Source organism: Pantoea sp. Ae19-2, from assembly GCF_059801205.1.
Window position 1 is genome coordinate 1,394,994 of record NZ_JBCHWE010000001.1, and the last position, 20,458, is coordinate 1,415,451.

General features: G+C 55.4%; 20 protein-coding genes. 12 read left to right on the forward strand and 8 right to left on the reverse strand.

What is annotated here, in order from left to right; genetic code table 11:
- Nucleotides 1-144: 144 nt before the first annotated feature.
- Genes flhB through flhE form a run of 3 tightly spaced genes read left to right on the forward strand, consistent with a single transcriptional unit; the run spans nucleotide 145 to nucleotide 3,771 of the window.
- Nucleotides 145-1,296, forward strand: coding sequence for a flagellar biosynthesis protein FlhB (gene flhB / locus AAIE03_RS06425; protein WP_014605661.1), 1,152 nt, complete (start codon nucleotides 145-147; stop codon nucleotides 1,294-1,296).
- A complete protein-coding gene (gene flhA, locus AAIE03_RS06430; RefSeq protein WP_014593902.1) occupies nucleotides 1,289-3,382 on the forward strand; it encodes a flagellar biosynthesis protein FlhA in 2,094 nt (697 codons plus the stop codon). The genes flhB and flhA overlap by 8 nt, the downstream gene beginning before the upstream one ends.
- Nucleotides 3,379-3,771, forward strand: coding sequence for a flagellar protein FlhE (flhE, locus tag AAIE03_RS06435; protein ID WP_064373919.1), 393 nt, complete (start codon nucleotides 3,379-3,381; stop codon nucleotides 3,769-3,771). The genes flhA and flhE overlap by 4 nt, the downstream gene beginning before the upstream one ends.
- Nucleotides 3,772-3,866: 95 nt before the next feature.
- On the opposite strand, the gene aqpZ is transcribed toward flhE, so the two are convergent.
- Together aqpZ and argS are read right to left on the reverse strand one after the other, a co-directional pair.
- Nucleotides 3,867-4,562, reverse strand: coding sequence for an aquaporin Z (gene aqpZ / locus AAIE03_RS06440; RefSeq protein ID WP_022623264.1), 696 nt, complete (start codon nucleotides 4,560-4,562; stop codon nucleotides 3,867-3,869).
- Nucleotides 4,563-4,866: 304 nt separating this feature from the next.
- Nucleotides 4,867-6,597, reverse strand: a complete 1,731-nt coding sequence (argS, locus tag AAIE03_RS06445; RefSeq protein WP_014605664.1) for an arginine--tRNA ligase — start codon at nucleotides 6,595-6,597, stop codon at nucleotides 4,867-4,869.
- 629 nt (nucleotides 6,598-7,226) lie between these two features.
- Here argS and AAIE03_RS06450 point away from each other — a divergent pair.
- On the forward strand, nucleotides 7,227-7,787 hold the full coding sequence (locus AAIE03_RS06450) for a VOC family protein (RefSeq protein ID WP_013026094.1): 561 nt from the start codon (nucleotides 7,227-7,229) through the stop codon (nucleotides 7,785-7,787).
- Here AAIE03_RS06450 and AAIE03_RS06455 read toward each other — a convergent pair.
- Complete coding sequence (locus tag AAIE03_RS06455; RefSeq protein WP_194761378.1) at nucleotides 7,784-8,926, reverse strand: MalY/PatB family protein; 1,143 nt, start codon at nucleotides 8,924-8,926, stop codon at nucleotides 7,784-7,786. The genes AAIE03_RS06450 and AAIE03_RS06455 overlap by 4 nt on opposite strands.
- 86 nt (nucleotides 8,927-9,012) lie before the next feature.
- On the opposite strand from AAIE03_RS06455, the gene cutC reads away from it, so the two are divergent.
- Together cutC and AAIE03_RS06465 are read left to right on the forward strand one after the other, a co-directional pair.
- A complete protein-coding gene (cutC, locus tag AAIE03_RS06460; protein WP_014593898.1) occupies nucleotides 9,013-9,765 on the forward strand; it encodes a copper homeostasis protein CutC in 753 nt (250 codons plus the stop codon).
- Nucleotides 9,766-10,007: 242 nt separating this feature from the next.
- Nucleotides 10,008-10,853 carry a hypothetical protein gene (locus AAIE03_RS06465; protein WP_014593897.1) on the forward strand — a complete coding sequence of 282 codons (846 nt, stop codon included), beginning with the start codon at nucleotides 10,008-10,010 and terminating at the stop codon, nucleotides 10,851-10,853.
- Nucleotides 10,854-10,856: 3 nt separating this feature from the next.
- Here AAIE03_RS06465 and AAIE03_RS06470 read toward each other — a convergent pair whose 3' ends face one another.
- Nucleotides 10,857-11,951: a glycerol dehydrogenase gene (locus AAIE03_RS06470; RefSeq protein ID WP_014605667.1), complete on the reverse strand. Its 1,095-nt coding sequence runs from the start codon at nucleotides 11,949-11,951 to the stop codon at nucleotides 10,857-10,859.
- Between the two features lie 146 nt (nucleotides 11,952-12,097).
- Between AAIE03_RS06470 and AAIE03_RS06475 the strand changes: the two genes are divergently transcribed.
- A complete protein-coding gene (locus AAIE03_RS06475; RefSeq protein ID WP_041931007.1) occupies nucleotides 12,098-12,721 on the forward strand; it encodes a LysE family translocator in 624 nt (207 codons plus the stop codon).
- 3 nt (nucleotides 12,722-12,724) lie between these two features.
- Here the strand turns inward: AAIE03_RS06475 and cmoB are convergent, their stop codons facing one another.
- The 4 genes from cmoB to AAIE03_RS06495 form a co-directional block, all read right to left on the reverse strand.
- Entirely contained in the window at nucleotides 12,725-13,693 is a 969-nt protein-coding gene (cmoB, locus tag AAIE03_RS06480) for a tRNA 5-methoxyuridine(34)/uridine 5-oxyacetic acid(34) synthase CmoB (protein ID WP_126842911.1), read from the reverse strand.
- Nucleotides 13,690-14,418 carry a carboxy-S-adenosyl-L-methionine synthase CmoA gene (cmoA, locus tag AAIE03_RS06485; protein ID WP_014593893.1) on the reverse strand — a complete coding sequence of 243 codons (729 nt, stop codon included), beginning with the start codon at nucleotides 14,416-14,418 and terminating at the stop codon, nucleotides 13,690-13,692. The genes cmoB and cmoA overlap by 4 nt, the downstream gene beginning before the upstream one ends.
- Before the next feature lie 79 nt (nucleotides 14,419-14,497).
- Nucleotides 14,498-14,893, reverse strand: coding sequence for an MAPEG family protein (locus AAIE03_RS06490; protein ID WP_028715237.1), 396 nt, complete (start codon nucleotides 14,891-14,893; stop codon nucleotides 14,498-14,500).
- Between the two features lie 54 nt (nucleotides 14,894-14,947).
- Nucleotides 14,948-15,769 (reverse strand): DUF72 domain-containing protein, encoded by an 822-nt coding sequence (locus tag AAIE03_RS06495; RefSeq protein WP_029568853.1) that lies wholly within the window; start codon nucleotides 15,767-15,769, stop codon nucleotides 14,948-14,950.
- A gap of 220 nt (nucleotides 15,770-15,989) precedes the next feature.
- Here AAIE03_RS06495 and aspS point away from each other — a divergent pair, with 220 nt between their 5' ends.
- The 5 genes from aspS (at nucleotide 15,990) to ruvA (ending at nucleotide 20,457) form a co-directional block, all read left to right on the forward strand.
- Nucleotides 15,990-17,768, forward strand: a complete 1,779-nt coding sequence (gene aspS, locus AAIE03_RS06500) for an aspartate--tRNA ligase (protein WP_019105097.1) — start codon at nucleotides 15,990-15,992, stop codon at nucleotides 17,766-17,768.
- Nucleotides 17,768-18,199: a dihydroneopterin triphosphate diphosphatase gene (gene nudB, locus AAIE03_RS06505; RefSeq protein WP_013026082.1), complete on the forward strand. Its 432-nt coding sequence runs from the start codon at nucleotides 17,768-17,770 to the stop codon at nucleotides 18,197-18,199. Before aspS ends, nudB begins: the two co-directional genes overlap by 1 nt.
- A 239-nt stretch (nucleotides 18,200-18,438) precedes the next feature.
- On the forward strand, nucleotides 18,439-19,182 hold the full coding sequence (locus tag AAIE03_RS06510) for a YebC/PmpR family DNA-binding transcriptional regulator (RefSeq protein ID WP_013026080.1): 744 nt from the start codon (nucleotides 18,439-18,441) through the stop codon (nucleotides 19,180-19,182).
- 36 nt (nucleotides 19,183-19,218) lie between these two features.
- Nucleotides 19,219-19,746 carry a crossover junction endodeoxyribonuclease RuvC gene (gene ruvC / locus AAIE03_RS06515; protein ID WP_013026079.1) on the forward strand — a complete coding sequence of 176 codons (528 nt, stop codon included), beginning with the start codon at nucleotides 19,219-19,221 and terminating at the stop codon, nucleotides 19,744-19,746.
- Between the two features lie 96 nt (nucleotides 19,747-19,842).
- The gene (ruvA, locus tag AAIE03_RS06520) at nucleotides 19,843-20,457 is read left to right on the forward strand and encodes a Holliday junction branch migration protein RuvA (RefSeq protein ID WP_013026078.1); all 615 of its coding nucleotides are present in this window, start codon (nucleotides 19,843-19,845) and stop codon (nucleotides 20,455-20,457) included.
- Nucleotide 20,458 lies beyond the last annotated feature (1 nt).

A 20,458-nucleotide genomic window follows, 5' to 3' on the forward strand; every position in this document is an offset into this window, starting at 1 on the left:
AAGATGGCCTGTTTCTGACAGGCCACTTCTCTTTTCTCTTTTGCCATCCGTGAAAGAGCGCGCATTTTTCACGTTTTATCCACGCTTTAACCAAACCCAAATTTGGCATTCTATGCTCAGAATTCCTGCCAACCGAGGTTTGTGGTGTCAGAAAATAGCGACGAAGAAAAAACAGAATCGCCCACGGCCCACCGACTTGAGAAAGCACGTGAAGAAGGCCAGATTCCGCGTTCGCGCGAGTTGACCTCATTACTGATGCTGTTAGCCGGCATCATGATTTTATGGGTCGGCGGTGCCATGATGGCCCATCGGCTGGCCGCGATGGTGTCAACCGGATTACGATTTGACCATGCCATGGTGACCGATGACAAAATCATCATTGCGCATGTGGGCAATCTGATTATGCAGGCCATTGCGGCGCTGCTCCCGCTGCTGGGCGGGCTGGTTCTGGTCGCGATTGCCTCGCCAATGCTGCTGGGCGGCGTGGTGATCAGTGGAAAATCCATTAAGGTCGATTTTGGCAAACTGAACCCGCTGTCTGGGTTAAAGCGTATGTTTGCCGCTCAGGCCTGGACCGAACTGTTTAAAGGCATCCTGAAGACTATTCTGGTCGGGTGTGTTGCAGGCTGGTACGTCTGGAGCCACTGGCCCGATATGCTGCGTCTGATTGCCGAATCACCGACAACGGCACTGATTCACGGCATGGATATGATTGCCATCTGCTGCTCGCTGGTCATGCTCGGGTTGATCCCCATGGTGGGGTATGACGTTTTCTGGCAACTGTACAGCCATTTTAAAAAGCTGCGCATGTCGCGTCAGGAAATTCGTGATGAACACAAACAGCAAGAGGGTGATCCGCACGTGAAAGGGCGCATCCGCCAGCAGATGCGCGCAGCCGCCCGACGTCGCATGATGGCCGATGTTCCCAAAGCCGATGTTATCGTCACCAACCCAACGCACTACTCGGTTGCCTTGCAATATAACGAGAAAAAGATGAGCGCGCCGAAGGTCATCGCCAAGGGCGCAGGGGATATTGCCTTACGCATTCGTGAACTGGGCGCGGAACACCGTATTCCGGTTCTGGAAGCGCCGCCACTGGCGCGTGCGCTGTACCGACATACTGAAATTGGACAACACATTCCGGGTGCGCTCTATGGCGCCGTCGCGGAAGTGCTGGCCTGGGTCTGGCAGCTACGTCGCTGGAAGCGCGAAGGCGGCCTGATCCCGGTAAAACCTAAAGACCTGCCGGTCCCGGCAGAGATGGACTTTGCAGGAGAGAACACAAACGATGGCTAATCTGGCCGCTAAATTACGCCTACCGGGCAACTTCAAAGATATGCAGTGGCAGGTGCTTGCTGGCCCGGTACTGATCATCATGATTTTATCGATGATGGTTCTGCCGTTACCGCCATTCATCCTTGATCTGTTGTTCACCTTCAACATCGCCTTGTCGATCATGGTGCTGCTGGTGGCGATGTTTACCCAGCGCACGCTGGAGTTTGCGGCGTTTCCAACCATCCTGCTGTTTTCGACCTTGCTGCGCCTGGCGCTTAACGTTGCCTCAACCCGTATCATTTTACTGGACGGCCACACCGGGGCCGCCGCCGCCGGACGGGTGGTGGAAGCCTTTGGCCACTTCCTGGTCGGGGGCAACTTTGCCATCGGTATTGTGGTGTTTATCATCCTGGTGATTATCAACTTTATGGTTATCACCAAAGGTGCCGGCCGTATCGCTGAAGTGGGCGCGCGCTTTGTTCTTGACGGGATGCCCGGTAAGCAGATGGCCATCGACGCCGACCTGAATGCCGGTCTGATTGGTGAAGATGAAGCGAAACGCCGCCGTGCTGAAGTCACCCAGGAAGCCGACTTCTACGGTTCAATGGACGGTGCCAGTAAGTTCGTACGTGGTGATGCCATCGCCGGCATTTTGATCATGGTAATCAACGTGATTGGCGGGCTGTTGGTTGGTATCGTGCAGCACGGCATGGATGCAGGACATGCGGCAGAAACCTATACGTTGCTGACTATCGGTGATGGTCTGGTTGCTCAGATCCCGGCGCTGGTTATCTCGACTGCGGCGGGTGTTATTGTGACGCGCGTGGCAACCGATCAGGACGTCGGCGAGCAGATGGTTGGCCAGCTGTTTAAAGATCCTCGCGTACTGATGCTGAGCGGCGGCGTAATCGGTTTGCTGGGCCTGGTGCCGGGCATGCCGAACTTCGTTTTCCTGCTGTTTACGGCGGCCTTACTGGGGCTGGCATGGTGGTTACGCGGCCGCGAAATGCAGCCGAAAAAGAGTGTCGAATCACCCAGCAGCCTCACCAAATCTATGGAAACACCCGCATCGGCCGAGGCGTCCTGGACCGATGTACAGCTGGAAGATACCCTGGGAATGGAAGTGGGCTATCGCCTGATTCCAATGGTCGATCATAATCAAAACGGTGAACTGCTGGGGCGTATCCGCAGTATCCGTAAGAAGGTGGCGCAGGACGTCGGCTTCCTGCCACCGGTGGTGCATATCCGTGACAATATGGAATTACCGCCGGCCCGCTATCGCATTTTGATGAAGGGCGTAGAAATTGGCAGTGGTGACGCGTATCCTGGGCGCTGGATGGCGATTAATCCCGGCACCGCAGCGGGCACCTTGCCGGGTGAAGCCACCGTCGATCCGGCGTTTGGCCTGGCGGCCGTGTGGATTGATGGCGCGCTGAAAGAGCAGGCCCAGATCCAGGGCTTTACCGTGGTCGAAGCCAGTACGGTGGTGGCAACCCATCTTAATCATCTGATTGGTCAGTATGCCAGCGAGCTGTTTGGTCGCCAGGAGGCGCAACAGCTGCTGGATCGCGTCTCGTCTGAAATGCCTAAACTGACTGAAGATCTGGTGCCGGGCGTTATTACCCTGACAACCCTGCATAAAGTGCTGCAAAACCTGCTGGTGGAGCGCGTCTCTATTCGTGACATGCGCACCATCATTGAAACGCTGGCAGAGCACGCGCCGGTTCAAAGCGATCCGCAGGAGTTGACCAGCGTGGTTCGTGTTGCGTTAGGTCGCGCAATCACCCAACAATGGTTCCCGGGCAACGGTGAAGTTCAGGTTATTGGCCTGGATGCTACGCTGGAGCGCCTGTTACTGCAGGCTCTGCAGGGCGGTGGTGGGCTGGAGCCGGGCCTTGCCGATCGTCTGCTGGCCCAGACGCAGGAAGCCTTACAGCGTCAGGAGATGATGGGCGCGCCGCCGGTCTTACTGGTAAACCATCCATTACGTGCGTTACTGGCGCGCTTCCTGCGTCGCAACATGCCGCAGCTGGTGGTGCTGTCCAACATGGAATTAAGCGACAATCGTCAGATTCGCATGACCGCCACCATCGGAGGCAAACAATGAGATCGATGATGCTGTTTGCACTGCTCCTGCCGCTGTCTGCCCAGGCCGCTGACGGCGCCTGGAGCGCCAGCGCGGCGGGCCCGCTGATGGCCAATCGCGGTAGCTGGCAATCCTCACAGCCCTTAACGCCGCCGGGCGACGTAAAAGGGGTAATGACTGTGGTGAACTGGCGCTATCAGCTCACCCGGCCTGCGCCATCGGGCCTGCAGGTCCGGCTTTGTGCGGCGCAGCGCTGTACCGAACTGGACGGTGCCAACGGCGCAACGCGGGGTCTGACCGGCGTGACCGCGGATGAAACATTGCATATGGTGTTTGGTTTCGCTGGAAGCGGCAGCTTACCGCCCGGGCTGAAAGTGGTCAGCACAGACGTGACGGTTAATTACCAGTAAGCCTGATTATTTCATTGTTAAGACAGACCGGCAGCGATCGTGCAGGCGTGCACGATCGCTGCCGGTCTGCATAATGAAGTCATTTTCGCATTGAATCAGTCTGTGCTTCGCAGCAGAAAACGAGAGATCAACCCGCCAGCCACACCGCCCACCATCGGCACCAGCCAGAACACCCACAGCTGCTGCAAGGCCCAGGTTCCCTGGAACAGCGCCATCGCCGTACTGCGCGCCGGGTTTACCGACGTATTGGTCACGGGGATGCTAATTAAATGAATAAGCGTTAAGGCCAGGCCAATGGCGATGGGCGCGAAACCCGCAGGCGCGCGTTTATCGGTCGCCCCCTGAATAATGATCAGGAAAAAGGCGCTGAGTACCAGTTCAGTGACCACTGCTGCACAAAGGCTGTAGCCCCCGGGGGAGTGTTCGCCAAAGCCGTTAGCCGCGAACCCGCTGGTGGTGGCATCAAAATCAGACTGACCACTTGCAATCACATACAGCACGGCCGCCGCCGCGATACCGCCCGCGACCTGCATAATGATATAGGGCAAAATGGCCTGATATCCGATACGGCCGCCCGCCCATAAACCCAGCGTGACGGCAGGATTAAAATGGCCGCCCGAAAGATGACCCACAGCAAAAGCCATCGTCAGTACGGCAAGGCCGAAAGCCAGAGCCACTCCGGCAAAGCCAATCCCGGTTTGCGGAAAGGTTGCCGCCAGCAGGGCGCTTCCACAACCCGCCAATACTAACCAGAATGTGCCGATGAATTCGGCAAACGCTTTTTTAATCATCAACTTAGTTTCCTTTCTCGTTAACAGGTCAAGACCTGATGAAATGCGGGCTTATAGTAGAGCGCGCGCATCAGAAAGGAATAACCCCATGATCTTACGCAGATAAACAGGACATTATGGCGGCATGGGCCAGTTTGTCCGTTGCTATGCATCATGATGTCTGGTTTTCAGGCGATAGCGGGCCGATTCATATCGTGGGCAGAGCAGGCGGCGAAAACAGCGGTCGCGGAAATCATGACGCGGCGGCGGGGAAGGCAGGGAAGGCAGGCGCCGGGCCACGGTGGGCACTCAGCGCCTGAAGAGGTTACATGCGATCGACGGTTTTGATACCCAGCGTGTCCAGCCCCAGTTTCAGGGTTTTGGCGGTCAGGGCAGCAATCTGTAACCGGCTCTGACGGGTCGCTTCATCTTCGGCCGCCAGAATCGGGCAATGCTCGTAGAAGCCGGAGAACAGGCCAGCCACGTCATAGAGGTACGCACACATCACATGCGGCGTGCCGTCACGGGCAACCTGAGTAATGACTTCTTCAAACTGCAGTAGGCGTGTAGCCAGCAGGGCTTCACGATCGTCCGTCAGGGTGATGTCGGCCTGAATCGCGTCGGCTTCAATACCGGCCTTACGGAATACCGACAGGACACGCGTGTAAGCGTACTGCATATAAGGCGCGGTGTTACCTTCAAACGCCAGCATGTTGTCCCAGTCAAAGATATAATCCGTGGTGCGGCTCTTTGACAGATCGGCATATTTTACAGCGCTGACGCCGACGACTTCCGCAAGTGCACGCCGCTCTTCTTCGCTCATCTCCGGGTTTTTTTCGCTGACCAGCGAGTAAGCACGATCGTAAGCTTCATCCAGTAGATCCGAAAGTTTGATGGTGCCGCCGCTGCGGGTCTTAAACGGACGACCGTCTTTACCCAGCATCATGCCAAATGCATGGTGCTCAAGCGGCACAGATTCAGGCACATAACCAGCTTTACGCACGATGGTCCACGCCTGCTGTAAATGCTGATGCTGGCGCGAGTCGATGTAATAAATCACCCGATCGGCATGCAGCGTTTCGTAGCGGTATTTGGCGCAGGCAATATCGGTAGTGGTGTAAAGATAGCCGCCGTCTTTCTTCTGAATGATGACGCCCATAGGCTCACCTTCTTTATTCTGGTATTCATCCAGAAAGACCACGGTCGCACCTTCGCTCTCTACGGCTAACCCTTTCGCTTTCAGGTCGGCAACAATACCCGGCAGCATGTCGTTGTAAAGGCTCTCGCCCATGACATCTTTGCGGGTCAGCGTGACGTTAAGGCGGTCATAGATATGCTGGTTCTGGCTCATGGTGATATCAACCAGCTTTTTCCACATCTGGCGGCAGTAGTCATCGCCGCCTTGTAACTTCACCACGTAGCGACGTGCGCGCTCAGCAAATTCCGGATCTTCATCGTAGGTGCGCTTGGCTTCACGGTAAAACCCTTCTAAGTCAGCCAGCGCCATTTCGGCATGGTTTTCGTTCTGCTGTTTCTCAAGGAAAGCTATCAGCATACCGAACTGCGTTCCCCAGTCGCCAACGTGGTTGGCACGGATGACGTTATGGCCCAGAAACGCCAGAGTGCGGACAGCGGCATCACCAATAATGGTGGAGCGGACGTGGCCGACGTGCATTTCTTTCGCGACGTTCGGGGCAGAGTAATCTACGACGATAGTCTGAGGTTCAACGCGGGCGACGCCGAGTCGCGGATGCTGCAGGGCATTCCTGGCATGTTCTGCCAGCCAGCCACGATCGAGAAAGATATTAATAAACCCGGGTCCGGCAATCTCAACCTTGCTGGCAATACCGGTAAGATCCAGATGTTGAATAACAGTTTCAGCTAATTGTCGCGGCGCCTGGCCCAGTTTTTTAGCCACGGCCATGATGCCGTTTGCCTGATAATCACCAAACTGAACTTTGGCCGACTGGCGAACCTGAGGTTCGCAATCGGAGGGAGCACCAGCCAGCACCATAGCCTGACTGACTTTTGCGGAAAGAAGCGCCTGAATATTCACCGGGTTACCTTACATATGCTAAGAAAAGCACGCTGACAGCGCAGCGCGCTTCATCCTCATTCTGCCGGAGGCGATAACCAGAGTCATCACCAGGCAGAACGGAAAAAAATGAGGGGAAAAGTATACGTGAATTGTCAGCTTGAGTCAGTAACTGGATAAACTCGGAGAAACAGAGCTAAGGATGTTTCCCAAAGGATTAGCGGCGGCGCGCGCGGCGCGCATTTTTAACGCTTTTGTCTTCTCGCACCTTCCAGTGGCGCGCAAGGGCAAATCCCATCAGTGCGATCAATGTTGCCACTACGATGAGCATAGTCATAAAAACTTTCCTTATAATGGTATTGATGCAAATTTATAAGAAAGGTGACGCGGCTGCAATCATGTTGTCGGTAAATGGGAATTGTCTTATGGCATTAATTAATGTCAATTTAAACAGATAGTTATGTGGTTTTTGTCAACTTAAAGGTGGATCTAAAAAGAAGATAAGTCTGAATTGAAAGCGTAATTTATCTGCTTTAATGGAAAAGAATCACGTAAATAAGATGAATCTCACCATTATGTCGTTTAGGATTTAATGCTAACAATGAGTTACGATATTTAAGTGTGTAAATTTTAGAGGGGCAGAGGCAACCGTGAGCACCACCTTTCCATCAGAACTGGACGATTTACGCGAAGATTTGGCCGCTTTCGAACAACGGTTACAAAGTTTTTCACAGCGACTCGGATTAGATAATGCCGGACTCGATGTCGATCATGTCGCGGTTCGCTGTCACCAGAACACCACCGCCGAACGTTGGCAGCAGGGTCTGGCGAAAATGGGCCAGCAATTTTCGGCAGCGATGATCAATGGTCGTCCTGTCTGCCTGTTCAAACTGCATCAGCCGCTCCAGATTGCCGGCTGGCATATCGACGTGGTGGAGTTACCCTGGCCCGGCGAGAAACGCTATCGCCATGAAGGCTGGGAGCATGTGGAAGTGGTATTAAGGGGCGAGCCAGAAACGCTTGGGATGCGGGCAATGGCGTTGCTGTCCGACCATGCACTGTCCCAACCCGGTATTTCGTTCAAGACCAGCTCGCCAAAAGGGGAAAATGAACGTTTGCCTAATCCTACCCTCGCAGTAACCGACGGGGAAACCACGATAAAGTTTCACCCGTGGAGCCTGGAAGAGATCGTGGCCAGTGAGCAGTCTTAACCCAGGGCGTCAACCGCGCGTTTAAGCCGCTTTGCCGCTTCTTCCAGCAGCGCGCGTGGACAACCGAAGTTGATACGCACGAAACGATCATCGCCAAAATCGCGACCCGGTGAGAAACCCAGCCCGTACTTTTCAAAATAGAGTGCCGGGCTGGCAACCGGCAATGCGCTGGCATCAATCCAGCCGAGATAGCTGCCTTCTGGTGACACCATCGAGAGTCCGGGGAGCGCATTGACCTGTTCAACCAGCCAGTCACGATTACCGCGCAGATAGTCCAGCTGTGCATCAAGCCAGTCATCATTGTCGCGCCAGGCAACCTCTGCGGCCACCAGTGCCAGAATATCAACCGAGGGAACGATGCCCTGGCGGACGGCGTTGAAACGTTCACGCAGTGCCGGGTCAGGGATGATGGCGACGGATGCGCCCAGGCCTGCGATGTTAAAGGTTTTCGAGGGCGAAAGCAGCGTGACGCTGCGCCGGGCGGCATCGTCGCTCAGGGAGGCGAACGGGATGTGTTGCAGGCCCTCTGTTAACAGCAGGTCGCAATGGATTTCGTCAGAACAGACAATCAGGTCGTGCTGCTGGGCAAACGCCAGTTGGGCCTCCAGCTCTTCCCGGCGATAAACCGTACCGCCAGGATTCTGGGGATTGCACAGCATCAACAGCTTTTTGTCCTGCATTTTCCCTTCGGCCGCGCTCAGGTCCATGACCCAGCGCCCATCCTGTAATATTAATGGCAGACTCAGCTGGTCGCGTTCCGCCAGTTTAGCGGCAGAGCGAAAAGGGGGATAAATCGGTAAGGGTGCCACGGTACCTTGCGGTGGCTGAGTAAAGGCGCGGACCGACAGATTTAAGCCGCAGACAACGCCGGGCAAGACAACAACCCATTCGGGATCGACCTGCCAGTGATAACGTGATGCACAGCGAGCGATAAGGGCCGCAATCAACCCCTGGGGCTTATCGCCATAGCCGAAAACGCCGTGGTCAACGCGGGCTTTAATGGCTTCAATGATACGCTCAGGCGATCGGAAGTCCGTATCGGCGACCCACAGTGGCAGAATATCCTGACCCGCATATTTGTGCCATTTAAGACTATCACTGTGACGGCGGTCTATCCGTTGGTCAAAATTGAATGTCATAGTTAGTTTTCCACGTAAACTGTTCTAAGGGATAAGCGTACCTGACGAATTTGGCGTGAACAGGAAGCCATGTAAAGGAGAAGACAATGACGACACTGGAAATTTGTTGCTATGGGGTGGATTGTGCATTAACCGCCCAGCAGGCGGGAGCCGATCGCATAGAGCTTTGCGCCGCGCCGCGTGAAGGCGGGCTGACGCCTTCTGCAGGCATGCTGGAGGTCGCCCGTCGTGACATTTCAGTTCCGGTGCATCCTATTGTTCGCCCTCGCGGTGGCGACTTTTGCTATTCCAGCCGTGAATTTGAAACGATGAAGTCAGACGTGGCGCGTATCCGTGAGCTGGGTTTTCCCGGCATCGTTCTGGGCATGCTGGATGAAGATGCCAATATCCATGCCAGTCAGATGCGACAAATCATGGCCCTGTGCGACGGGATGGCGGTGACTTTTCACCGCGCCTTCGATCTGTGCCATCGGCCCAAGCGTTCGCTTGATGTGCTGACGGATTTTGGCGTCAGGCGCATCCTGACATCTGGCCAGCAACAAAGCGCGGAAAACGGAATTGCATTATTGAGGGAACTTAATGAATACAGCGCAGGTCCAATCATTATGGCCGGTGCTGGCGTTCGCCTCAGCAACCTGCAAAAGTTTCTGGATGCGGATATTCGCGAGGTACACAGCTCGGCCAGCCACCTTGTGGCATCCCCGATGCGCTACCGTAAAGTGGGTGTTTCCATGTGTTCCGAAGCCGAAATTGATGAGTTCAGCCGCTACTGCGTCGATGGCGATGTCGTTGAGGCAATGAAAAGTGTGATGCAAATGAATACCGCCCGGGTGGCTTGACTCATGACCAGTTTTGCCGCGCAGCACGCCTATTGATGACGTGATGTTTGCAAGTACCAAACCCCAGTAAATTTGCTGGGGTATTTTTTGCCCAAAATTCCTTCAGCGCCCTTTATCGTCGTGCCCGCGAGGCTGAATTCAGTCGCTGCTGGCGCTGAGAGAAGAATTCCGCTTTCCATCATCCGTCGGTTCCTGCTATTTAGGGTAAACCGTTTACGACATTGACGTCCGAGGTGCACACCATGCGATGCGTTCTGCTGTCCGCTGTGATTACGTTATTCTCCTTTCCCGCCGCCTGGGCCGCAGCCTCATGTCAGCCATACAGTAAAGCGGTGACCAACAGCAATAACTGGATCCTGCTGGGCGGCAGTGCCAAAGGTCAGGTGCGTCAGGTGATCGCCGGCGAGTTTGGTAAAGACGTCAACTCACAGAAACGGGTACTGGGGCAGTTTGATCGCTGTGGCGATCTGCTGGTGGCGGACATCAGCTATGACAAAAATGAGCGTAACGTCATCCTGAGCATGGAACAGCACCTGGTTCGGGTTCAGGACGGCTGGGTTGCGGAATATGCCTATCTGGTTAAAGTCATCAAGCAGGGCAGTGAAGTGGTGGTCGATAACCGTCAGGGCACTATTCAGTGGCAGAAGGGCAAAAACGGCAACATCATCAGCGCATCGGATAAATTTATCAGCATGGGTAAAGACGGGTTTACGGATACGACTTACCGTTATGATAAACGTTTCCACTTACTAAAAAGTATTGCGCGAGGTACCGATCCCGTCAGCAACGGGGAATACCGTTATGAGTGGAATCCACAAGGCCTGGTCACCCGTTCGACCTCTGCCCGCCGCAAAGATACCTACACCTATGATAACCAGTGGCGGGAACGGCGCCTGAATGGCACCGCAACGACAGACGTCAGCACATTGCGCACCGTGGATGAATGCCAGTTCTGGGATGAGAAGGGCAACTGCACGCTGAGTTATCTGAATGAAACGGAAGTGTTCGAGAAAGGGACGATTCAACGCCACCTCAGCGCAGTCTATAAATACCAGTACTGGGATAAACCCGCTGAGGTGACGGAATAGCCGTTATTTTACCGTTTGACTGAACGCATCCAGCCCCAGCAGCGCATGGGCAATTTGCTCCGGTGCCAGGTTGGGGTTAAGGTTTTTCAGCGTATCGCCTTCACTGTTTGCCAGTGCGCCTATTTTCACCAGATTTTCCCAGCTTTCGCCCTCCAGATGCATCTCTTTCAGGGTGGTGGGCATCTTGATCGAGCGATAGAAACGGATGTAGCGTGCGATCTCCTCGTCCGGACGCTGCTCCAGCACCATCTGGGTTAAGGTACCGTAGGCCACTTTCTCGCCGTGGGTGAGATGATGGATATCGCCTTCAATAGCAGTAAAACCATTGTGAATGGCGTGCGCAGCTGCCAGGCCGGCATTTTCGAATCCCAGGCCCGACAGCAAGGTATTCGCTTCCACCACCGCTTCCACCGCCGGCGTCACGCGTTTTTCCGAAACGGCAACGTAGGCACTGTAACCCCAGGTCAGCAGGGTTTCCTCACAGGCACGGGCGATGGCTAGCCCGGCAATGGTCGGATCGCCATTGACCATCGATTTGGCATGGCTGCGGGCTACCGCCTGGGCTTCCACCCAGGTTGCGAGGCCATCCGCAATGCCCGAGGCAAACAGGCGGGCAGGCGCAGCGGCACAGACGGCGGTATCCACCAGCACCAGATCGGGGTTCTTATTGTAGAAGCGATAGCTCTCAAACACGCCGCTGTCAGAATAGATAACGGAGAGTGCGCTACAGGGCGCATCGGTAGAGGCAATCGTGGGAACGATCACAACCGGTTGTTGGATCTCATCAGCCACTGCCTTAACGGTATCCAGCGTTTTACCGCCGCCCAGCCCGATGACCACGTTGCAGTTCTGCTGTTGCGCCTGCTGGCTCAACCGGGTGATTTCATTACTGGACGCCTCGCCGTTGAACTGCTGGCGCACCACGTTCACGCCCGCCTTTGTGAGCGTGGCCTGAGCCCGTTCACCGATCAGTCCCCAGACGACATCGTCCGCGACCACAAAAGCCTGAGTACCCAGTTCGGTGACGTAGCTCCCCAGTTCATCGAGTACGCCTGCACCTTGCACATATTTGCGCGGTGACGAGAAAATAAATTTCATAAACGTTGCTCCTGGTTGCATAAATCATGGCCGTGACCGGCCCGTTGATAAAGCCCTTAAAAGGGTAGCAGCTAATGGGGTTTTGCTGGCTGTACAGACAAAAAACCGCTTGTTATTGTGAGCGGATGTTTACCGGGGATACGCTTATGACGGCTTCGTTGCTCTCTTTCCTGCTGGCTATTATTATTTTGACCCTGACGCCGGGCTTTGATACGGCGTTGATCCTGCGATCGGCCGCCGCACAGGGCTGGCAGCGTGCCAGTGCCACGGCGCTGGGCGTGGCAACCGGCTGTTTGCTCTGGGGCATTGCGGTAGGGCTGGGATTAGGCGCGTTGCTGCTGGCGTCGGAGATGGCTTATAACCTCCTGAAATGGGCTGGCGCCGCTTACCTCCTCTATCTGGGCATTAGGCTGCTGTGGCATCCGCGCGCCCAAAGCGTGTCAATGCATGCCGAGGCTGCGGCTCAGCAACGTCATCTTGCCTGCTTCACGCGTGGATTATTGGGGAATCTGCTGAATCCCAAGGTGGGCGTTTTCTATGTGACTTTTTTGCCCCAGTTCATTCCGCAGGGCGCCTCTGTCCCGATCTGGTGCAGCCTGATGGCGTTGACGCACATGCTGGTGGGGTTGGCCTGGAGCACGGTGCTGATCGGCAGCAGCCACTATTTTGCTGAGCAGTTAAAACGGCCACGAATAGTCAAAATCATGGACCGTTTAACGGGCTGCGTCTTTATTGGTTTTGCGGCGAAACTGGCGCTGTCTCGCCGCTGAGGGTCAGGGTTTGGTGGCAACCAGAACGGCGCGCAGCGGTGCGGGATAACCTTCAATGGTTTTGCTGCTGTCGTCGGGATCCAGAAACTCGGCCAGTGATTCACTTGTCATCCAGCTGGTACGACGTTGCTCTTCCGTCGAGGTCAGGGCAAAGTCGACAATGCGCACGTTAACAAAGCCACACTTCTCCAGCCAGCTTTCCAGCGCCTCGGCAGAGGGAATAAAATAGACGTTGCGCATCTGCGCATAGCGTTCGCCCGGCACCAGCACCTGGTTCACATCGCCTTCGATCACCAGCGTTTCCAGTACCAGCTCGCCGCCGCTGACCAGCTGATTTTTTAGCTGAAGGAGGTGGTCAAGGGGGGAACGGCGATGATACAGCACGCCCATCGAAAAGACCGTGTCGAACGCCTGGAGCGCCGGCAGTTGTTCAATGCCCAGCGGCAGTAAATGGGCGCGACGGTCATCATTCAACAGCTTACGCACGGCTTCGAACTGGCATAAAAACAGCTGCATGGGATCGATACCCACAACCAGATGCGCACCCGCACCGATCATCCGCCACATGTGGTAGCCGCTGCCGCAGCCGACATCCAGCACGGTTCGTCCGGCCAGCGAGGAAATATGAGGCAGCACGCGCTCCCATTTCCAGTCAGAACGCCATTCGGTGTTAATCTCCGTTCCGTACAGGGAATAAGGGCCTTTGCGCCACGGCATCAAATTGCGTAGTAGTTTCTCAATGCCCTGACGATGACGATCGCTGATGTCATCCCGATCGGCGCTTACGCTGTTCAGCAGGTCCAGCCGCTGGGGTTCCAGCAGCGGTAAGTATTCCAGCGACTTGTACCAGTCACGGAAGTGCCCGTGCAGATTCTCCCGCTGCCAGTCGCTAATCTGTGCAGGCAGCACGTCAAGCCATTTTGCCAGGGGGCCAACGGCGATTTGCTGATAAAAACGGCCAAAGTCGATCATTTTAATGCCACCAACGAACCAAAATTAAAGCACTGAAACCATAATTCAGCGTGCGAAAAGCCCGCCTGCTTAAGACGAGCCTTATGCGCTTCCACACTGTCGGTCAGCATGACGTTTTCCAGCATGCTGCGCTTCTGGCTAATCTCCAGTTCGCTGTAGCCGTTGGCGCGCTTAAAGTCATGATGCATGTTAAACAGCAGTTCGCCGACATCACGATCTTCAAAGCTGAACTTCTCCGAGAGGACCAGGGCTCCGCCGGGATTCAGCCCCTGCCAGATTTTACTGAGCAGCGTAAGACGGGCAGGCGGCTCAAGAAACTGCAGGGTGAAATTGAGCACCACCAGAGAGGCATTCTCAATCTCAATGTCACAGATGTCCGCTTCCACCACGGTAACCGGCGTGTCGGCGCGAAAGGCATCGATATGGCGGCGGCAACGTTCGACCATGGCCGGAGAGTTGTCTACGGCGATAATCTGGCAGCCTGGCACGTGAATATTACGACGCACCGAAAGTGTGGCGGCACCGAGTGAGCAGCCCAGGTCAAACACCTGGCTGTTGGGCTGGACGAAGCGTTCTGCCAGCATGCCAATCATCGAAATGATATTGGAATAGCCGGGCACCGAGCGCTGAATCATGTCGGGAAACACTTCAGCGACACGTTCGTCAAAGGTCCAGTCGCCCAGTTTTTCAATGGGCGCAGAAAAGAGTTGATCGCGATCAGACATATCGAAAATCCGAAGAGACGGCGGAAAGGGCGCTATTCTGGCAGAAACTGCCGCGGCCTGCACCCTTTAAGCCGCAACATTAATGCAGGCTGAGCACCAGTTGCCAGGGGAGATAGATGAGGTTAAAAATCACCATTCCACTCAGGCCAAACAGGGTCAGCATCATGCCGTATTTGCGTCCACTCATCACGTCATTACGCAGGCCATAAGCATGCAAAAAACGGCCAACAAAAAACACGATGCCCGTCAGGTGAACCATCCAGACATCCGCCCCGTTCATCTCAAGCGTTATCAGCAGCAGCAGCGCCAGGGGAATGGTTTCAACGGCATTGCCATGAATGCGGATGGCCCTGTTCAGGTCGTGATGACCGCCATCCCCAAAAGCAACGTGATGTTGACGCCGAAAGCGGACGACATTGAGGGTGAACTTCATTATCAGTAACGCACCGATAACCACATATAACGCGCTAATCATCATGGATTCCTTTTTTATTCATATCACCAGAGGGGGCGAGGCTGCCCATCGCTATCAGAATAGCGAATCCTGTTGCGGCCAGTCAGGTCCGGGACCGATGCTGGCATCAATTTTTTGTAATGCCGGCCAGAGCGCCTGCACCAGCGGAAACACCTGTCCCATATCGGGCGTGTGGATAAACACCAGAGGGTCACTTTGCGTGTGCCATTCGGCCAGCTTGGCCAGCCAGATTTGAAACAGTGGCAGGCTTTCTTCCAGGTTGTCGCTGCCGACAAAACGGATCATGGGGCGCGAACCGGTCAACAGTGCATGGGGCGGAACGCGAGGCTTTTGCTGGCGGGCGTGAAGTGCCGCCGGGCTTTGCGAGGTTGAGGCATGAACCGGACGGCTGTCCAGCACCACACGATTGACGCCGCGCTGCAGCAGGCCGCGATTCAGCGCGCGCTCAGCCTCGCCTTTGGCAAAAAAGGCGGCATGGCGGACTTCGACGCCGTAAGAGAAATGGGCGGGCAGGCTGTCCAGAAAGCGCCAGAGATCGTTCAGTTGTGCAGGGGAAAAGCTGGCGGGCAGCTGTAGCCAGTACTGACCCATGCGGTCGGCGAGCGGTGCCATCAGGCGAAAAAAATCCGTTACTAAGTCGTCGGTATTTTGCAGGGCGGCCTGATGGCTGATGCTGCTGGGAAATTTAAAACAGAAACGAAACTGGTCATGGGTCATATCCCGCCAGCGCAGGACCGTTTCCGCATCAGGCAGCGCATACAATGTGGTATTGCCTTCCACCGTGCCGAAATAACGCGCATAGTCAGCCAGGGTTTCGATTCCCCATCGCTTCCAGTGCGCGTGATGCCATTGTGGCAAACCAATACGAAGTGTCACGCCTGATTCCCGCCTTTGAGTGTGATGGTAATTATCCTGTAAGGCAGTATATTGACGCAAACAGGTGAAAAGCGAACAGGAAATGCCGCGCTTTAACGTGGCTCCACTTATCCTGTTTGCCTTTTTCCATTATAATAGCGGCCTTTTTTGCGACAGCACCCTACAAGGTGACGCGGCCTGGTGCTGTCAGCTGCAGCGGCGAAGTTAAAAGGATAGTGTTATGCGTACAGAGTATTGTGGACAGCTCAATCTGTCTCATGTAGGTCAGCAAGTCACGCTTTGCGGCTGGGTCAACCGTCGTCGCGATCTGGGAAGCCTGATTTTTATCGATATGCGTGACCGTGAAGGCATCGCACAGGTTTTTTTCGATGCCGATCATCAAGACGCTTTCCAACTGGCATCTGAACTGCGTAACGAATTCTGTATCCAGATTACCGGCACCGTGCGTGCCCGTGACGAAAAAAACAGAAACAGCGACATGGCCACGGGTGACGTAGAAGTCTTTGCCCACGCGCTGAACATCATCAATCGTGCTGAACCACTGCCTTTGGATTCTAACCAGACCAACAGCGAAGAAGCACGTCTGAAGTACCGTTATCTGGATCTGCGCCGCCCTGAAATGGTTGAGCGCTTAAAGACTCGCGCTAAGATCACCAGTTTTGTCCGTCGTTTTATGGATGACGCTGGCTTCCTGGATATCGAAACGCCGATGCTGACGAAAGCCACCCCGGAAGGCGCGCGCGATTACCTGGTGCCGAGCCGCGTGCACAAAGGCAAATTTTATGCGCTGCCTCAGTCACCGCAGCTGTTTAAACAGTTGCTCATGATGTCGGGTTTCGATCGCTATTATCAGATTGTTAAATGTTTCCGTGATGAAGACCTACGCGCAGACCGTCAGCCCGAATTTACGCAGATCGATGTGGAAACTTCCTTCCTGACCGCACCTCAGGTGCGTGAAATTATGGAGCGCATGATTCGCGAACTCTGGCAGAGCGTGAAGGGCGTGGATCTGGGTGAGTTTCCGCAGATGACCTTTGCCGAAGCCATGCATCGCTACGGCTCAGACAAACCCGACCTGCGTAATCCCATGGAGCTGGTGGACGTGGGCGACCTGCTGAAAACCGTTGAGTTTCAGGTGTTTTCTGGCCCGGCTAACGACGAGAAAGGCCGTGTTGCCGCGCTGCGTGTTCCCGGCGGCGCGCAGCTGAGCCGTAAGCAGATTGATGAATACGGCAAATTTGTTGAGATTTACGGTGCCAAAGGTCTGGCCTGGATGAAGGTAAACGAACGTGCGAAGGGCCTGGAGGGCGTACAGAGCCCGGTAGCGAAATTCCTTAATGCCGATATCGTTGAAACCCTCCTCAGCCGCACGAGCGCGCAGGATGGGGATATCATCTTCTTTGGTGCCGACCGTGCCAAAGTGGTGGCCGATGCGCTGGGCGCACTGCGCCTGAAAGTGGGACGTGACCTGCAAATCACCGACGACAAAGCCTGGGCGCCGCTGTGGGTTGTCGACTTCCCGATGTTTGAAGAAGATGACGAAGGTGGGCTGGCTGCCATGCACCATCCGTTTACGGCACCGAAAGAGATGAGTGCGGAACAGCTGGCAGCCGATCCGACCCAGGCCGTAGCGAATGCTTACGACATGGTGATCAACGGTTATGAAGTCGGCGGCGGATCTGTGCGTATCCACAACGGTAACATGCAGCAGACCGTGTTTAGCATTCTGGGCATTGAAGAGCATGAACAGCGTGAGAAGTTCGGCTTCCTGCTGGATGCACTGAAGTACGGCACGCCGCCGCATGCAGGCCTGGCATTTGGTCTGGATCGCCTGACGATGCTGTTAACCGGTACCGACAATATTCGTGACGTTATCGCGTTCCCGAAAACCACGGCAGCGGCCTGCATGATGACGGAAGCGCCAAGCGAAGCGAATCCGGCGTCACTGCTTGAGTTAGGCATTCAGGTCGTCAAGAAAGACAAGTCTGAGACGAAGTAATGCCGTATAAACATCCGGTTTCTGTGTTAGTGGTGATTGTGGCGCAGGACAGTGGCCGGGTGTTAATGCTGCAGCGCCGTGACGACCCGGATTTCTGGCAATCGGTCACCGGCAGCCTGGAAGCGGATGAGTGTCCGCTGCAGGCGGCCGAGCGGGAAGTCGGTGAGGAGCTGGGGATTGATGTAAAGGCCGAGCAGCTAACGATTGAAGACTGTCAGCGTGAAATCGACTTTGAGATTTTCCCGCACTATCGTCATCGTTATGCGCCGGGCACGACGCACAACCGTGAACACTGGTTCAGGCTGGCCTTGCCTACAGAGCGTGATCTGCTGCTCACCGAGCATCTTGCCGCGCGCTGGCTCGATCCCGCCGCCGCCGCTGCCCTCACGAAATCCTGGAGTAATCGCCAGGCGATTGAAGAATTTATCTGAATGCTCGCCGCTGCGCGTTTTTCCCGTGGCGAAGGCATTAGGTTTTATGAATCGGGTGGGTTTTCAATGAACGCACCGAACAATATCGACAGTCAGGCGTAATCGGCGCCGCGAGGGTGTCCACCGCCAGCGCACCGCAACGGATCGTACTTCTGTACGTGGGAATTGCGGGCACGGCCTGGGGACACGTTCGCACGTAAGATAGCCTGCACCCAGTAAAAGATCGGAGAAAATGCAACATGGCTGGACACAGTAAATGGGCGAATACCAAGCACCGTAAGGCCGCTCAAGACGCCAAGCGCGGTAAAATCTTTACGAAGATCATTCGTGAGCTGGTCACGGCTGCCAAACTGGGCGGCGGCGATCCGGGCTCCAACCCGCGCCTGCGTGCGGCAATGGATAAAGCGCTGTCTAATAACATGACGCGCGATACCATGAACCGTGCCATTGCACGCGGCGTAGGCGGCGAAGATGACTCCAATATGGAAACCATCATTTATGAAGGTTACGGTCCGGGCGGGTCGGCCATCATGATTGAGTGCCTGAGCGACAACCGCAACCGTACCGTGGGCGAAGTGCGTCACGCCTTCACCAAAACGGGCGGCAACCTGGGTACCGATGGCTCCGTCGCCTATCTGTTCAGCAAAAAAGGCGTAATCTCCTTCGCACCCGGTCATGACGAAGATGCGGTGATGGAAGCGGCGCTGGAAGCGGGCGCAGAAGACGTGGTCGGTTACGATGACGGCGCGATTGACGTGTTTACCGCATGGGAAGAGATGGGCACGGTGCGCGATGCGCTGGAAGCGGCGGGCTTTAAAGCCGACTCCGCGGAAGTGGCCATGATCCCCTCGACCAAAGCCGAAATGGATGCGGAAACCGCGCCTAAACTGCTGCGCCTGATCGATATGCTGGAAGACTGTGACGACGTGCAGGAGGTTTACCATAACGGCGAAATCTCCGACGAGGTGGCGGAAACGCTTTAATGCTGTACCGCTACACGCTCAGGCTGGAGACGCGTCATGTCGATTATTTTAGGGATTGACCCTGGCTCACGCGTGACCGGTTATGGGGTGATTCGTCAGACTGGCCGCCAGCTCACTTATCTGGGCAGCGGCTGTATTCGTACCAACACAACAGAGTTACCTGCGCGTCTGAAGCTGATCTATGCCGGAGTATGCGAAATCATTACGCAGTTCTCGCCGGATTTTTTTGCTATCGAGCAGGTGTTTATGGCGAAGAATGCCGATTCTGCCCTGAAACTGGGGCAGGCGCGGGGGGCCGCGATTGTGGCGGCGGTTAACCATGATCTGCCGGTGTTTGAATATGCCGCGCGCCAGGTCAAGCAAACGGTCGTTGGCACTGGTGGCGCAGAAAAAAGTCAGGTGCAACACATGGTGAAATCGCTGCTGAAACTGGCGGCGAATCCCCAGGCCGATGCCGCCGATGCGCTGGCTATCGCCATCACGCACTGTCACGTGGCCCAAAACGCGGCGCGCATGAGTGACAGCAAGCTGGTGCTGACCCGCGGCCGGTTGCGTCAGAGTTAACAACCCTTACGTCGTCATCGCTATCAGGCTGGATATTCATCCAGCCTTTTTTATGGTATAAATTCCGCCACATACTTTGGATAAGGAAGGCTTCAGGTGATTGGTCGTTTACGGGGCATTATTCTGGAAAAGCAGCCACCGCTGGTGCTGCTGGAGGCGCACGGTGTCGGCTATGAAGTCCATATGCCAATGACCTGTTTTTATGAGCTGCCCGATCTTAATCACGAGGCGGTGATCTTTACTCAGTTTGTGGTGCGCGAAGATGCACAGTTGCTGTTTGGCTTTAACAGCAAGCAGGAACGTGCACTGTTCCGTGAGTTGATTAAAGTCAATGGCGTTGGGCCTAAGCTGGCGCTGGCCATTCTGTCGGGCATGTCGGCACAGCAGTTTGTGACGGCGGTTGAAAAGGAAGAGATTGCCGCGCTGGTTAAACTGCCGGGCGTGGGCAAGAAAACCGCTGAACGTCTGGTGGTGGAAATGAAAGACCGCTTTAAAGGCATGCATGGCGATCTGTTTGGCGGCGATTCGGCCTTTACGCTGACCACGCCGGGCCCGGAGCCAGAGACCAACGATGCAGAATCGGAAGCGGTTGCAGCGCTGGTGTCGCTGGGGTATAAACCGCAGGAAGCGAGCCGCATGATCAGCAAAGTTGGCCGTCCTGACGCGGATTGCGAAACGTTGATCCGTGAAGCGCTCCGCGCCGCTATTTGAG

Coding starts and splice junctions, on each gene's coding strand:
- flhA (WP_014593902.1), top strand. CDS start 1,289: ATGGCTAATCTGGCCGCTAAATTACGCCTACCGGGCAACTTCAAAGAT.
- flhE (WP_064373919.1), top strand. CDS start 3,379: ATGAGATCGATGATGCTGTTTGCACTGCTCCTGCCGCTGTCTGCCCAG.
- aqpZ (WP_022623264.1), bottom strand. CDS start 4,562: ATGATTAAAAAAGCGTTTGCCGAATTCATCGGCACATTCTGGTTAGTA.
- AAIE03_RS06455 (WP_194761378.1), bottom strand. CDS start 8,926: ATGACATTCAATTTTGACCAACGGATAGACCGCCGTCACAGTGATAGT.
- cutC (WP_014593898.1), top strand. CDS start 9,013: ATGACGACACTGGAAATTTGTTGCTATGGGGTGGATTGTGCATTAACC.
- AAIE03_RS06465 (WP_014593897.1), top strand. CDS start 10,008: ATGCGATGCGTTCTGCTGTCCGCTGTGATTACGTTATTCTCCTTTCCC.
- AAIE03_RS06470 (WP_014605667.1), bottom strand. CDS start 11,951: ATGAAATTTATTTTCTCGTCACCGCGCAAATATGTGCAAGGTGCAGGC.
- AAIE03_RS06475 (WP_041931007.1), top strand. CDS start 12,098: ATGACGGCTTCGTTGCTCTCTTTCCTGCTGGCTATTATTATTTTGACC.
- cmoB (WP_126842911.1), bottom strand. CDS start 13,693: ATGATCGACTTTGGCCGTTTTTATCAGCAAATCGCCGTTGGCCCCCTG.
- cmoA (WP_014593893.1), bottom strand. CDS start 14,418: ATGTCTGATCGCGATCAACTCTTTTCTGCGCCCATTGAAAAACTGGGC.
- AAIE03_RS06490 (WP_028715237.1), bottom strand. CDS start 14,893: ATGATTAGCGCGTTATATGTGGTTATCGGTGCGTTACTGATAATGAAG.
- aspS (WP_019105097.1), top strand. CDS start 15,990: ATGCGTACAGAGTATTGTGGACAGCTCAATCTGTCTCATGTAGGTCAG.
- nudB (WP_013026082.1), top strand. CDS start 17,768: ATGCCGTATAAACATCCGGTTTCTGTGTTAGTGGTGATTGTGGCGCAG.
- AAIE03_RS06510 (WP_013026080.1), top strand. CDS start 18,439: ATGGCTGGACACAGTAAATGGGCGAATACCAAGCACCGTAAGGCCGCT.
- ruvC (WP_013026079.1), top strand. CDS start 19,219: ATGTCGATTATTTTAGGGATTGACCCTGGCTCACGCGTGACCGGTTAT.